The following is a 13,117-nucleotide window of genomic DNA, read 5'->3' as shown; positions in this document are numbered from 1 at the left end:
CCTGATGGAGCGGCTGCGCCGGACGGCCGACGTCGATCCCGGTGTGGTGGTGCGGGATCCCACCGGCGCTGCCGGCACCGCCGTCGCGGGGCGGCTGGCCGGGGCGGAGGTGCTGATCACCGGCTGGGGCTGTCCGCACCTCGGCGCGTGGGCGGCGGCCGCGGCGCCCCGGCTGCGGGCCGTGCTGCACGCGGCGGGCTCGGTGCGGGCGCTCGTCGGCGAGGAACTGTGGGAGCGGGGGGTCGCGGTGTCCAGCGCGGTCGCGGCCAACGCGCTGCCGGTCGCGGAGTACACGCTCGGGATGATCCTGCTCACCGGCAAGGACGCGTTCGCGCTGCGCGAGCGCTTCCGCGCCACGGGGGCGCTCCTCTCCCCCGCCGAGACGGCCGGCGTCGGCAACCACGGCCGCCGCATCGGCGTGATCGGCGCCTCCCGCGTGGGGCGGCGGCTGCTGGAGCTGCTGCGGCCGTTCGACTTCGAGGTGCTGCTGTACGACCCGTACGTGAGCGACGCCGAGGCCGCCGGGCTGGGTGCGGCGCCGCTGGCGCTGGAGGAGCTGCTGCGGCGCAGCGACATCGTCACCCTGCACGCCCCCGACCTCCCCGGGACCCGCCGTCTGCTCGACGGCCCCCGGCTGGCCCTGATCCGGGACGGCGGGGTGCTGATCAACACCTCGCGGGGCGCGCTGGTCGACCACGACGCCCTCACCCGCGAGCTGGTCTCCGGACGGCTGCGGGCGGTCCTGGACGTCACCGAGCCCGAGCCGCTGCCCGCCGGGTCCCCCCTGCACACGCTGCCCAACGTCTTCCTCACCCCGCACATCGCGGGCTCGCTCGGCAACGAGCTGGAACGGCTGGGTCTCACGGTCGTGGAGGAGCTGGAGCGCCTGGCCGCGGGCCTGCCGCCGGCCCACCTCGTACGGCGCGCCGACCTGGCCCGGGTGGCGTAGGACCTCTCCCGGGGCCCTGGGGCGGGGTGCGGTGCGAACGCGTAGCCTCGGGGGATGGATCCCGTTCCCGCGCGGCTGGACCACCTCGTGCTGGCCACTCCCGACCTGGCGGCCACGGTCGCCGAGTTCGCGCGGCGCACCGGGGTGACCCCGGTGGCCGGCGGGGCGCATGTGGGGCTCGGCACCCGCAACTTCCTGGTGGGCCTGGGCGGTTGCCGGTATCTGGAGATCATCGGGCCGGATCCGGAACAGCCCGTGCCCGCGGGGCCGCGACCGTTCGGGGTGGACGCGCTGCCCGCGGCGAGGACGGTCACCTGGGCGATCGCCGTGCGCGGCCTGGACGGTGCGGTGGCGGCCGCGCGGGCCCGGGGCCACGAGCCGGGCGCGGTACGGGAGATGAGCCGACGCCGCCCGGACGGCACCCGGCTGCGCTGGCGTCTCACCGACGGCACCGGCCACCCCTCCGGTCTGGTGCCCTTCCTCATCGACTGGGGCGCCTCCCCGCACCCCACCGACTCGCACCTGCCGGTCACCGGCCTCCTGGAGCTGACCGCAACCGCCCCCGACCCCGAGGAGATCAGCCCGCTGCTGGCTGCGGTGGGCGCGGATCTGGTGGTCCGGCGGGGCCCGGTGGCCCTGTCGTTCACCCTGGACACCCCACAGGGCCCGGTGCGTTTCGACTGAGCCGGCCGAAGCCGCGCGGTGCCGGCTCCAGCCGCGCAGTGACGGATCCAGGGGTGTCCGATTCGTTCAAGACCGGGAGCGGCCGGCTGCCTACGGTGGTCGTATGACTCCACGATTCGATGCCATCGGGCTGGTCGTCTCCGACATGGCGGCCTCCCTCGCCTTCTACCGCCGTCTCGGGCTCGTGTTCCCCGAGGGGGCCGAGCGGGAGCCGCACGTCGAGGCCCGGTTGCCCGGCGGGCTCCGGCTGATGCTGGACACCGAGGAGACGATCCGCTCCTTCCACCCCTCCTGGCGGCCGCCGGCCACCGGCGGCAGGGCCGCGCTCGCCTTCGCCTGCGACTCCCCCGCCGACGTGGACGCCGTCTACGAGGACATGACCGGCGCCGGGTACCACGGCGAGCTCAAACCCTGGGACGCCTTCTGGGCCCACCGCTACGCCGTCCTGCACGACCCGGACGGCAACGGCGTGGACCTCTTCGCGCCGCTACCGACGCCCGCCCAGTAGCTCGCCCAGCGGCATCCCCGCGAGTTCGCGCACGTCCCGGGCCAGGTGGGCCTGGTCGGCGTACCCGGCCCGGACGGCGGTGGCGGCGAACGACTCCCCGGTCCGGGCGAGCGCCAGCGCGCGTTGCAGCCGCAGTACGCGGGCCAGGGTCTTGGGGCCGTAGCCGAAGGCGGTGAGCGACAGGCGGTGCAGGCGGCGTACGCCGAGGCCGAGGTCGTCGGCCGTCCGCGCGACCGTGCGGCCCGCGCCGAGGGCCGCGACGAGGCCGCGCAGCAGCGGATCCGGCTCGGCCGCGTCGGCCGCCCGTGCCAGGGCCGCCTCCTCCAGCGCGGCGGCCGGGTCGTCCGAGGCGTCCAGCCGTGCGCGCAGCCGCCCGGCCTTCGCGGCCGGCCACAGATCGGCGAGATCGACGCGCCGGTCGCGCAGCTCGTGCGCGGGCACGCCGAGATACGTCGGTCCCGTGCCGGGGAAGAACCGCACGCCCGCCCACCGCCGGGGCGGCCCCGGCGGGTCGTACGCGCGCGTGTCGGGGCCGGCGACGAGCAGCCGCCCCTCGCACCACATCAGGTCCATGCACCCGTCCGGCAGGACCACGGTCCGGGCCCCGGCGGGGTCGGGCCTGTTGCGCCAGACCACCGCGCCGGGCAGCCGGGAGGGACGTTCCTCGTACACCCCGCCAGGCTACGCACGGCGGACCGCGGGCCGTCACCCCGGCTGCCTCCAGTACGCCCCTCTGCCGTCGGTGCTCGCGCTACTTCCCCGGCGCCGAGCCGTTCTGCTCGTCCTTGTGCGGGCCGCGCGCCTGCGTGGCCTTCACATGGGTGCGCAGCCGTGACGTCACGTCCTCCGGAGGCAGGAAGCGCGACCAGCGTTCGGGGAACTCCGACGGCATGTCCGGGTCGTCGGGGTCGCTCTCCCGGGCCGCGGCGGCACGCGCCACGTATTCGGCGATCTGGGCCTCGCGCACCCGCTCGTTGGCGGCGCGGGCAGCGGCGGTCGCGGCGGCGGGCCAGACGCGGTCGATGGCGGCGTTGACCGCGGCCCCGACGAGCACCGCGAACGCGGACACGCCGATCCACAGCAGCACGGCGACGGGCGCGGCCAGCGAGCCGTAGATCGTGGGGCCCTCGACGGTGCTGGTGAGGTAGATGCGCAGCAGGAAGCTGCACACCACCCACATGGCCAGGGCGACCAGCGCGCCGGGCACGTCCTCGATCCACGGGGAGCGCACGGGCACGGAGACGTGGTACAGCGTGGTCAGGAAGGCCACGGACAGGACGATCACCACGGGCCAGTACAGGACCTGCACCACGGTCGTCGACCAGGGCACGACCCGCACCACCGCGTCCGGACCGGCCACCATCAGCGGCAGCGCGATCGAGCCCACCACCAGCGCGACGATGAACAGCCAGAACGCCAGCAGCCGGGTGCGCACGATCCCGCGGGCGCCGTCGAGGCCGTACATGACGGTGATGGTGTCGATGAAGACGTTCACCGCGCGCGAGCCGGACCACAGGGCGAACACGAACCCGATGGAGATGACGTCGGGCCGGCCGCCCTTCATGACGTCCCGCAGGATCGGCTGGGTGATCTCCTTGACGCCCTGGTCGGACAGGACGGTGCGGGAGGCGTCCAGGATGTTGCGCTCCAGGCTCGCTATCGTGTGCGCGCCGGTCCAGGTGTCGACGTAGAAGAGCAGGCCGATGAGGCTGAGCAGCAGCGGGGGCACGGACAGCAGGGAGAAGAAGGCGGCCTCGGCGGCGAGGCCGAGGATGCGGTACTCCACGCACGAGTTGACGGTGTCCTTGAGCAGCAGCCAGGCGGTCCTGCGTTTGGAGACGTTCCGGTACAGGGCTCGCGCCCGGTGGAGGCGGCCGGAGGGCCTGTCGGGGGTTTCACTGGCTGACTGCACGACCCAAAGGTATCCCTGCCGGGGCCGCTGTCTCTCCCCGGCGGGGCGCGGCGACCAGGCAGGACACCGGCCGGGTGACCGCGGGCGTACCGCGGGGTAGGTTCCGTTGCATGGCAGTGCGCACCCACACCGTGACCAACCAGGCGCCGCCCCTGGCCGGATACGACGTCTTCGCCGCCGACCGCGCCCTGGTCGAGGCGGTCCGGCGGCACGTCGGCGAAGGGCTGCTGGAGGAGGTGTGCGGCGAGCTCGGGGCCCTGGGCCGCTCGGCCGGTTCGGCGCAGTTGCAGGAGTGGGGCGCGCAGGCCAACGACAACCCGCCCCGCCTGCGCACCCACGACCGCTACGGCAACCGGGTCGACGAGGTCGATTTCCACCCGGCCTGGCACCGGCTGCTCGGCAAGGGCGTCTCGGCGGGCCTGACCGCGGCCTGGACGCGTCCGGCGGGGCATGTGCGGCGGGCCGCGGCCTTCCTGGTGTGGACGCAGGTGGAGGCGGGCAACGGCTGCCCGCTGTCGATGACGCACGCGGCGGTGCCCGCGCTGCGCGCCGACCCCGGGCTCGCCGCCGAATGGGAGCCGCGGCTCACCTCGATGATCTACGACCGTGAGCTGCGCCCCGCGCACCTGAAGGCGGGCGCGCTGTTCGGGATGGGGATGACGGAGAAGCAGGGTGGCAGCGACGTACGGGCCAACACCACCTCGGCGCGGCCGCTCGCCGAGGCAGGGACCTACGAGCTGACCGGGCACAAGTGGTTCTGCTCGGCGCCGATGTCGGACGGGTTCCTGGTGCTCGCGCAGGCGCCGGGCGGACTGACGTGCTTCCTGGTGCCGCGCGTGCTGGCGGACGGCACGCGCAACGTGTTCCTGATCCAGCGGCTGAAGGACAAGCTGGGCAACCGTTCGAACGCCTCGGCCGAGGTCGAGTTCGACGGGACGTGGGCGCGCAGGGTCGGCGAGGAGGGGCGCGGGGTACGCACCATCATCGGGATGGTCGCGGCGACCCGGCTGGACTGCGTGCTCGGCTCGGCGGGGCTGATGCGGCAGGCGGTGGCGCAGGCGGTGCACCACTGCGACCACCGCGAGGCGTTCGGCGGCCCGCTCTCCGAGAAGCCGCTGATGCGCAACGTGCTGGCCGACCTCGCGCTGGAGTCGGAGGCGGCGACGACGCTGGCGCTGCGGCTCGCGGCGGCCTACGACGACGGCGGCGAGCGGGAGCTCGCGCTGCTGCGGATCGCGGTGCCGGCCGCGAAGTACTGGGTGACCAAGAGGTGCGCGCCGCTCGCGGTGGAGGCCTCCGAGTGCCTGGGCGGCAACGGGTACGTGGAGGAGTCCCAGATGCCCCGGCTGGTGCGCGAGTCGCCTCTCAACTCGGTCTGGGAGGGCGCCGGCAATGTGCAGGCGCTGGACGTGCTGCGGGCGCTGCGGCGCGAACCGCAGGCCTTCGACGCCTACTTGACGGAGGTGGGCCGGGCGCGCGGCGCGGACCACCGGCTGGACGGGGCGATCAAGGACCTGCTCACCGAACTCGCCGACCTGGAGGGCGTCGAGGCCCGCGCCCGGCGCCTGGTCGAGCGGCTCGCGCTGGTGCTCCAGGGGGCGCTGCTCGTCCAGTACGCGCCGCCGCAGGTCGCGGACGCGTTCTGCGCCTCGCGGCTGGGCGGCGACCAGGGCGCCACCTTCGGCTCGCTGCCGCACACCCTGGACCTCAGGGCACTGGTGGACCGGGCACGTCCGGAGGTCCGTGAGGTCTGAGAAGTGACGGAAACCGCTCGCTGCCACTGCTCGTGTGAGGGTGCCCCGGCGGCGCGATGAGCGCGGTTTCCGGACGGGCGCGGGGGTGGTGCTGCGCCGACACGGCACCACCCCCGCTCATTGGCCCATGACGGCCACATGTGCCGCACGCAGCGACGCTGAACAAGTTTCAAGTAACGCGGGCCTGTTCACCAGGGTTGCAAGGGGTTGCAACTCATCCCGTTCCGATGACCGGACCGCGCCCGTCCGCCGTCCCGGGACGGCAGTATGAACCGGACAGCCGGCACATGCGCCGGCGTGGAAGGAGCGGCTCGGGGAAAACGGTTTCCCGTGGGGCGCGGTCCGGGGTCCGTTCGGTGGGAGGACGCAGTGGCGAAAGCGCCGGTGGACGTGGCACGGCTGGCCGCCGTCGACGCGGCACGGACGGCCCGCATACTGAGCGAGCTGCGCTCGGCGACGCTCGCCGGACAGCCCTCGCGCCTCGCCCCGCGCCCGGTGATCGGGCAGTCCTGGGAGCGGATGCTGCGCGGCGGCGTCGACCCCGACCACGACTTCCGCTCCGGGCTGCTCCCCCGCGAGGAGGTCGAACGCCGCCGGGAGGCCTCCCCGCTGCGCCAGGTGCTGCCGGTGCTGCGCGAGGGCCTGCTGTCGGTCGCGGACGTCGCCCACCACATCATGGTGGTCGCCGACGAGGACGGCCGGGTGCTGTGGCGGGAGGGCAGCCCGGCGGTGCTGCGCAGGGCCGACGCGCTCGGGTTCGAACTCGGCGCCGACTGGCGGGAGGACGTCGTCGGCACCAACGGGGTGGGCACCCCGGCGGTGGTGCGCCGGCCCGTGCAGGTCTTCGCCTCCGAGCACTTCGTACGCTCGCACGCCCTGTGGACGTGCTCCGGCGCCCCCATCACCGACCCGCGCGACGGCAGGCTGCTGGGCGTGGTGGACGTCAGCGGCCCGCTGGAGACGATGCATCCGGCCACGCTGGCCTGGGTGGACTCGGTGGCCAAGCTTGCCGAGGCGCGGCTGCGGGAGGCCCATGTGGCGTCCCTGGAGCGGCTGCGCGCGGTCGCGGCGCCGGTGCTGGTCCGGCTGGGCGGCCGGGCGGCGGTGGTGGACCGGGACGGCTGGACCGCGGCGGTGTCGGGAATGCCGTACACCGCCCGGTTCGCTCTGCCCAAGTCGCCCTCGGCCGGGCGCCGGTGGCTGCCCGCGGTCGGCCTGTGCGCGCTGGAGCCGCTGGCGGGCGGCTGGTTGATCCGCGCCGACGAGGAACCGGCCCCGCACGACGCGGCGAGAGTCGTGCTGGACCTGTCCCGGTCACGTCGCTGGTCGGTCACCGTGTCCGGACCGGCCGGTTCCTGGACCCATGAACTGAGTCCCCGGCACGCCGAGTTGCTGTACCTGCTGGCCGTGCACCGTGGTGGCCGCAGCGCGGCGGCGCTGGCCGGGGAGGTCTTCGGGGACCCGGCGCGCAGGGTGACGGTCCGCGCCGAGATGTCCCGGGTACGGCGCTATCTCGGGGCACTCCTGGAGCACCGGCCCTACCGCTTCGCGGAGAACGCCGACGTCGACGTGGTGCTGCCGGACGACCCGCGCGCCCTGCTGCCGCACTCGATCGCGCCCGCGGTGCGGGACGGGCGCGCGCCGTCCGACGTGCCGTGACGGGCGGGCCGCGCGGCGACGCCGGGGAGTGGTACGCGCCGGTGGACGCCCTGCCCCGACTGGTCCCCGGGTGGCATCTTCCGCATATTTGCGGGGTCTTCGTCCCCGGAAGCGCCGGACTGCCGTAGCATCGCCTGCGGGTCACCCCACCTGTGCCTCGGTCAACGTACGGATCACCCGGCGCAGTTGGACCGCCCCGGCCGGCCCAGGGAGCGGCGGGGGTGCCCGGAGGCGAACCGAGCCCTGAAAAGGGGGGCTGTATGAAGCAACGCGGCCGACACCGGCGGCGCAGGCGCGGCAGGGCGGTACGGGCCGTTCTGTCCGGAACCGCCCTCGCCCTCACCGCCGCCGCCACGCTGATCAGCACCTCCCAGGCCACCGTCGCCGACAACCCCGGCGCCCTGGAGCGGATCGCCTCGCCCGCCGAGCTGGGGCGGCTGCGGCTGACCGAACAGCCGGTGCCCCAGCTCTGGCTCGACCGGCTCCAGTCCGCGATGGGCAGGCCGTCCGGCGTCCAGGCCGTACTGGACAGCGCCGACCGCACACTGCGCGACGAGCGCGCCTGCACCGGTGAGGAGAAGGAGGCCCTGCCCGTCGAGCCGGCGGCCACCCGCGCCTACTGCTGGGACACCGCCGACGCCGCCTCGCGGCAGTGGCAGCCCGAGTCGGTGACCACCTCCGGGGACGCCTCCGAGGACGGCCGCTGGGGCGGCCACCGGGTGATCCTCTCCGGCTGGACGGACAGCGGGGACGACGCCGGCGGCCGCGGGCTCGCCCGGGTGGCGTTCGTCGACGCCGACGACCCGGCCCGCCTGACCTACACCTGGGCCCTGCTCGCCGTGCCGGTCGACGGCGGACGCGACTACCGCGGGCTCGTCTCACACGTGTCGGGGATGACCTGGTACCGGGACAAACTGCTCGTCACCACCTCCGGCGGCGAGCGCGACGCGCTGTACGTCTACGACCTGGACCGCATCCAGCGCGCCACCGTGACCAGCGACGCGATCGGCAGGGTGCCGGGCGGCTGGTCGGCGCACGGCTACCGCTGGGTGCTGCCCGCGGTGGCCTCCTACCGTCCGACGGGCGGGGCGTGCGACGGCCCCGACGGGGCGGCGGGACAGGCGGCCGCCGGGATGCCGTGTCCCACCGGCCTGTCACTGGACCGCACTTCGGCGCCGGACAGCCTGGTCGCCAGCGAGGCGGCACCGGCGGGCAGCGGCCGGCACACGCGCCTGTGGCGCTACTACTTCAGCCCCGACCCGGCCCGCTCCGGGCTGCTGGTCGCCGACTCCGCCGGGACCGTGATCGCGGGCGAGGCCTACGAGACGAAGGCCGCGGGTGTGCGAGGAGTGCTGTCGCGACTGGAGGACCCGGCCGGGCACGCCGCCTGGTACCTGTCCCGGCCCGCCGGCCCGCACGGCGTCCGCGGCACGCTGTGGCGTCAGGACCTCGGGGGCGCGCGGGCGCCCGAGTGCGGCTCGGAGGACACCCACCGCTGCTGGGGCGAGGGCACCGGCTCCCTGTCGTACTGGCCGCAGACCGGAGAGCTGTGGTCCGTGTCGGGCCGCACGCTGTTCGCCCTGCCCCTGTCCTCCGTGGACCGGGCGCTGCGGCGGTAGCGCGGTCCGTGCCGGCGTTCACCCCCTGGACCCGCGTCGACACGGCCCCGGCCCGGATGATTCCCTGGCCGGCATGACGAACATCGCCGTGACCACCTGGTCCCTGGAGCAGACCGCCCCGACCGATCTCCTGCCGGCCACCGCACCGGAAGGGGACGTACGGATCGTCCGTTCCGAGGTGCCCTCGCCCGAGTTCAGCCGGTTCCTGTACGCCTCGGTCGGCGGCGACATCCGCTGGACCGACCGGCTCGGCTGGACGTACGCGCGGTGGCGCGAGCACCTGGAGCGTCCGGGCGTGGAGACGTGGGTGGCCTACGACCGGGGCACACCGGCGGGTTACGTCGAACTGGAGCCCCAGGACGACGGGGTGGTGGAGATCGTCTACTTCGGCCTGATCCAGAACTTCCGCGGCCGCCGCATCGGCGGGCACCTGCTGTCGTACGGCACCGCCCGCGCCTGGGACCTCGCGGACCGCTGGCCGGGGCTGGCCACGACGAAGCGGGTGTGGCTGCACACGTGCAGCAAGGACGGCGAGCACGCGATGGACAACTACCAGCGGCGCGGGTTCCGGCTGTTCGACACCAAGGTCGAGGAGGAGGCGGAGGTGTCCACTCCGGGGCCCTGGCCCGGGGCGTACCCCGCCTGACCTGGACCGCCGCGGCCGCTGCCGCGGCATGTGATCAACGACACCCTTGTCCCACATTCCGGGACAAGGGTGTCCACATGACGGACGAAGCTGGACTGTGTCCAGATCGCCGTGCCACGCTGCCGTCATGTCTGGAACTGGAATCGCCTTGGTGAGCCGACGGCACGTCGACCACGGCCGCATGTCCAGCGCCATCTGTCCGGCGAGCTGATCCGCCCAGCACCGCCGCAATTCCCCCTGCTTTCCTTGCCTGCAGCGCAATGACGCGCATGTCCGGCCGACGCCCCATGCGCCTGCGCCCACGCAGGTCAGAGCCGCATTCCCCGCTGTCCCGAAGGACGTATCGACCATGGCCGCCGCCTCTTCGCAGAACTCCGTCGCGCCCCGCCGCAAGGTGAGCCGTCACCGTGGCGAGGGACAGTGGGCCGCGGGGCACCTGACCCCGCTCAACGGCAACGAACAGCTCAAGAAGGACGACGACGGTCTCAATGTGCGGACACGCATTGAGACGATCTACTCCAAGCGCGGCTTCCAGTCCATCGACCCCAACGACCTGCGCGGGCGCTTCCGCTGGTGGGGCCTCTACACCCAGCGCCGGCCCGGGATCGACGGCGGCCGCACCGGTCTGCTGGAGCCGGAGGAGCTCGAGGACGAGTACTTCATGATGCGCGTGCGCATCACCGGCGGCCGGCTCACCACCGAGCAGCTGCGCGTGATCGGCGAGGTGTCGCAGACGTACGCACGCGGCAGCGCGGACATCACCGACCGGCAGAACATCCAGTTCCACTGGGTGCGCATCGAGGACGTGCCCGCCATCTGGGAACGCCTGGAGTCGGTCGGCCTGTCCACCACCGAGGCGTGCGGCGACTGCCCGCGCGGCATGCTCGGCTCCCCGGTCGCCGGGGTGGCCGAGGACGAGATCATCGACGGCACCGCCGCGCTGGAGGAGATCGTCCGCCGCTACATCGGCGACCCGCGCTTCTCCAACCTGCCGCGCAAGTACAAGACGGCCGTCTCCGGCTCCCCGCTGCTCGACGTCGCCCACGAGATCAACGACATCTCCTTCGTCGGCGTGGTCCACCCCGAGCACGGCCCCGGCTTCGACCTGTGGGTCGGCGGCGGGCTGTCCACCAACCCCAAGTTCGGTGTGCGGCTGGGCGCCTGGGTGCCCGAGGCCGACGTACCGGAGGTGTGGGAGGCGGTCACCTCGGTCTTCCGCGACTACGGCTACCGGCGGCTGCGCAACCGGGCCCGGCTGAAGTTCCTGGTCGCCGACTGGGGCGCGGAGAAGTTCCGCCAGGTCGTCGAGGACGAGTACCTGGGCCGCAAACTGATCGACGGCCCCGCGCCCGAGATGCCCGCGCAGGTGTGGCGCGACCACATCGGCGTGCACCGCCAGAAGGACGGCCGCTTCTACGTCGGCTTCGCCCCGCGCGTGGGCCGGATGGACGGCTCGCTGCTCACCAAGGTCGCCGAGCTGGCCGAGGAGCACGGCTCGGGCCGGGTGTCCACCACCGTCGAGCAGAAGATGATCGTCCTGGACGTGCCCGGGGACCGGGTGGACTCGCTGGTAGACGCCCTGGAGGCGCTGGACCTCAGGGTGACCCCCTCCCCGTTCCGGCGCGGCACGATGGCCTGCACGGGCATCGAGTTCTGCAAGCTCGCCATCGTGGAGACCAAGGAGCGCGGCAGCGACCTGATCGACGAACTCGAGCGCCGGCTGCCCGGCTTCGACGAGCCGCTCACCATCAACATCAACGGCTGCCCCAACGCCTGCGCCCGCATCCAGACCGCTGACATCGGCCTCAAGGGCCAGCTGGTCACCGACGCGGACGGCAAGCAGGTCGGCGGCTACCAGGTCCACCTCGGCGGTGCCCTGGGCCTGGAGCCGTCCTTCGGCCGCAAGGTCCGCGGTCTGAAGGTGACTTCGGCGGAGCTGCCCGACTACATCGAGCGGGTGCTCAAGCGCTTCCAGGCCGAGCGCCAGGACGGCGAGCGCTTCGCCGCCTGGGCGGCGCGGGCTTCCGAGGAGGCGCTGTCGTGAGTGAGCGTGCCGCGCCCTTCTACTGCCCGTACTGCGGCGAGGAGGACCTGCGTCCCGGTGAGCAAGGGCACGGGGCGTGGGAATGCGGGGCGTGCAACCGGGCCTTCCAGCTGAAGTTCCTCGGGCTGCTGGCCCGGGGGTTCCAGCGGGCCACCGGCGACGGAGGGGACGAGCAGACATGACGACGGCTCAGGACGAGCGCACGGAAGAGGAGTTGAAGGCGCTGGCCGAGCAGGCCGGCCGCGACCTGGAGGACGCCTCCGCCCTGGAGATCCTCAAGTGGGCGGCGAAGACCTTCGGCCCGCGGTTCTGCGTCACCTCCTCCATGGAGGACGCGGTGGTCGCCCACCTCGCCTCCCGCGCCATGCCGGGAGTGGACGTGGTGTTCCTCGACACCGGCTACCACTTCCCGGAGACCATCGGCACCCGCGACGCGGTCGAGGTGGTGATGGACGTCAACGTCATCACGCTCACCCCGCGGCAGACGGTCGCCGAGCAGGACGCCGAGTACGGCCCGAAGCTGCACGACCGCGACCCCGACCTGTGCTGCAGGCTGCGCAAGGTCCAGCCGCTGGAAGAGGGCCTCGAGGGCTACCAGGCCTGGGCGACCGGTCTGCGCCGCGACGAGTCCCCGACCCGCGCGAACACCCCCGTGGTCGGCTGGGACGACAAGCGGCGCAAGGTCAAGATCTCCCCGATCGCCCGCTGGACCCAGGACGACGTGGACGCCTACGTCTCCGAGCACGGCGTACTGACCAACCCGCTGCTGATGGACGGCTACGGCTCGGTCGGCTGCGAGCCCTGCACCCGCCGGCTGCTGGAGGGCGAGGACGCGCGGGCCGGCCGCTGGGCGGGCAGCGCCAAGACCGAGTGCGGGCTGCACGGCTGACGATGACACAGATTCAGGAGACACACGTGACGACCGGAGCCACCGTCTGGCTCACGGGTCTGCCGAGCGCCGGCAAGACCACCATCGCGCACGAACTCGCGGGCCGGCTGCGCACGGAGGGCCACCGCGTCGAGGTGCTCGACGGCGACGAGATCCGCGAGTTCATCTCCGCGGGCCTCGGCTTCTCCCGCGAGGACCGGCACACCAACGTGCAGCGCATCGGCTTCGTCGCCGAACTGCTCGCCCGCAACGGCGTCCTGGCGCTGGTCCCGGTGATCGCGCCCTACGCCGACAGCCGGGACGCCGTACGCAAGCGCCACGAGGAGAACGGCACGGCGTACGTGGAGGTGCACGTGGCGACCCCGGTCGAGGTGTGCTCCGTACGCGATGTGAAGGGCCTGTACGCCAGGCAGGCCGCGGGCGAGCTGACCGGGCTGACGGGCGTCGACGACC

12 protein-coding genes and 1 pseudogene are annotated in these 13,117 nt (G+C 73.6%); 11 read left to right on the top strand and 2 right to left on the bottom strand.

All coding sequences use genetic code 11. The features are described from left to right. The 3 genes and pseudogenes from IE249_RS14355 to IE249_RS14345 form a co-directional block, all read left to right on the top strand. Positions 1-949: pseudogene (locus IE249_RS14355) on the top strand (hydroxyacid dehydrogenase); the annotation flags it as partial. A gap of 54 nt (positions 950-1,003) precedes the next feature. Beyond that, positions 1,004-1,633: a VOC family protein gene (locus tag IE249_RS14350; protein WP_189705193.1), complete on the top strand. Its 630-nt coding sequence runs from the start codon at positions 1,004-1,006 to the stop codon at positions 1,631-1,633. Positions 1,634-1,736: 103 nt separating this feature from the next. Then, positions 1,737-2,141, top strand: coding sequence for a VOC family protein (locus IE249_RS14345; protein WP_189705192.1), 405 nt, complete (start codon positions 1,737-1,739; stop codon positions 2,139-2,141). Here IE249_RS14345 and IE249_RS14340 read toward each other — a convergent pair. Next, positions 2,121-2,813, bottom strand: coding sequence for a helix-turn-helix transcriptional regulator (locus tag IE249_RS14340; RefSeq protein ID WP_189705191.1), 693 nt, complete (start codon positions 2,811-2,813; stop codon positions 2,121-2,123). The two genes, IE249_RS14345 and IE249_RS14340, sit on opposite strands and share 21 nt — an antisense overlap. Positions 2,814-2,892: 79 nt before the next feature. Continuing rightward, a complete protein-coding gene (locus IE249_RS14335; RefSeq protein ID WP_189705190.1) occupies positions 2,893-4,053 on the bottom strand; it encodes a YihY/virulence factor BrkB family protein in 1,161 nt (386 codons plus the stop codon). Positions 4,054-4,163: 110 nt separating this feature from the next. On the opposite strand from IE249_RS14335, the gene IE249_RS14330 reads away from it, so the two are divergent. The 8 genes from IE249_RS14330 to cysC form a co-directional block, all read left to right on the top strand. Further along, positions 4,164-5,807 (top strand): acyl-CoA dehydrogenase family protein, encoded by a 1,644-nt coding sequence (locus tag IE249_RS14330; protein WP_189705189.1) that lies wholly within the window; start codon positions 4,164-4,166, stop codon positions 5,805-5,807. A gap of 369 nt (positions 5,808-6,176) precedes the next feature. Then, complete coding sequence (locus tag IE249_RS14325) at positions 6,177-7,466, top strand: GAF domain-containing protein (RefSeq protein ID WP_229858434.1); 1,290 nt, start codon at positions 6,177-6,179, stop codon at positions 7,464-7,466. 260 nt (positions 7,467-7,726) lie between these two features. After that, entirely contained in the window at positions 7,727-9,085 is a 1,359-nt protein-coding gene (locus tag IE249_RS14320; protein ID WP_189705187.1) for a hypothetical protein, read from the top strand. A gap of 73 nt (positions 9,086-9,158) precedes the next feature. Next, positions 9,159-9,731 carry a GNAT family N-acetyltransferase gene (locus IE249_RS14315; RefSeq protein ID WP_189705186.1) on the top strand — a complete coding sequence of 191 codons (573 nt, stop codon included), beginning with the start codon at positions 9,159-9,161 and terminating at the stop codon, positions 9,729-9,731. Positions 9,732-10,080: 349 nt separating this feature from the next. Continuing rightward, a complete protein-coding gene (locus IE249_RS14310) occupies positions 10,081-11,775 on the top strand; it encodes a nitrite/sulfite reductase (RefSeq protein WP_189705185.1) in 1,695 nt (564 codons plus the stop codon). After that, complete coding sequence (locus IE249_RS14305; protein WP_189705184.1) at positions 11,772-11,957, top strand: hypothetical protein; 186 nt, start codon at positions 11,772-11,774, stop codon at positions 11,955-11,957. Before IE249_RS14310 ends, IE249_RS14305 begins: the two co-directional genes overlap by 4 nt. Then, entirely contained in the window at positions 11,954-12,664 is a 711-nt protein-coding gene (locus IE249_RS14300; RefSeq protein WP_189705183.1) for a phosphoadenylyl-sulfate reductase, read from the top strand. Before IE249_RS14305 ends, IE249_RS14300 begins: the two co-directional genes overlap by 4 nt. A gap of 26 nt (positions 12,665-12,690) precedes the next feature. After that, positions 12,691-13,117: adenylyl-sulfate kinase (cysC, locus tag IE249_RS14295; protein ID WP_229858433.1), on the top strand; the 427-nt coding region annotated here is incomplete at its 3' end.

It is taken from the genome of Streptomyces anandii JCM 4720, from assembly GCF_014650655.1.
GTDB lineage: Bacteria > Actinomycetota > Actinomycetes > Streptomycetales > Streptomycetaceae > Streptomyces > Streptomyces anandii.
The sequence above is the reverse complement of the archived record's forward strand: the minus strand, read 5'-3'. Positions and strand labels throughout refer to the sequence as shown.

What these genes read in the sequence shown, in the direction of transcription:
- IE249_RS14350 (WP_189705193.1), top strand. Translation starts at nt 1,004, where the DNA reads ATGGATCCCGTTCCCGCGCGGCTGGACCACCTCGTGCTGGCCACTCCC.
- IE249_RS14345 (WP_189705192.1), top strand. Translation starts at nt 1,737, where the DNA reads ATGACTCCACGATTCGATGCCATCGGGCTGGTCGTCTCCGACATGGCG.
- IE249_RS14330 (WP_189705189.1), top strand. Translation starts at nt 4,164, where the DNA reads ATGGCAGTGCGCACCCACACCGTGACCAACCAGGCGCCGCCCCTGGCC.
- IE249_RS14320 (WP_189705187.1), top strand. Translation starts at nt 7,727, where the DNA reads ATGAAGCAACGCGGCCGACACCGGCGGCGCAGGCGCGGCAGGGCGGTA.
- IE249_RS14315 (WP_189705186.1), top strand. Translation starts at nt 9,159, where the DNA reads ATGACGAACATCGCCGTGACCACCTGGTCCCTGGAGCAGACCGCCCCG.
- IE249_RS14310 (WP_189705185.1), top strand. Translation starts at nt 10,081, where the DNA reads ATGGCCGCCGCCTCTTCGCAGAACTCCGTCGCGCCCCGCCGCAAGGTG.
- IE249_RS14300 (WP_189705183.1), top strand. Translation starts at nt 11,954, where the DNA reads ATGACGACGGCTCAGGACGAGCGCACGGAAGAGGAGTTGAAGGCGCTG.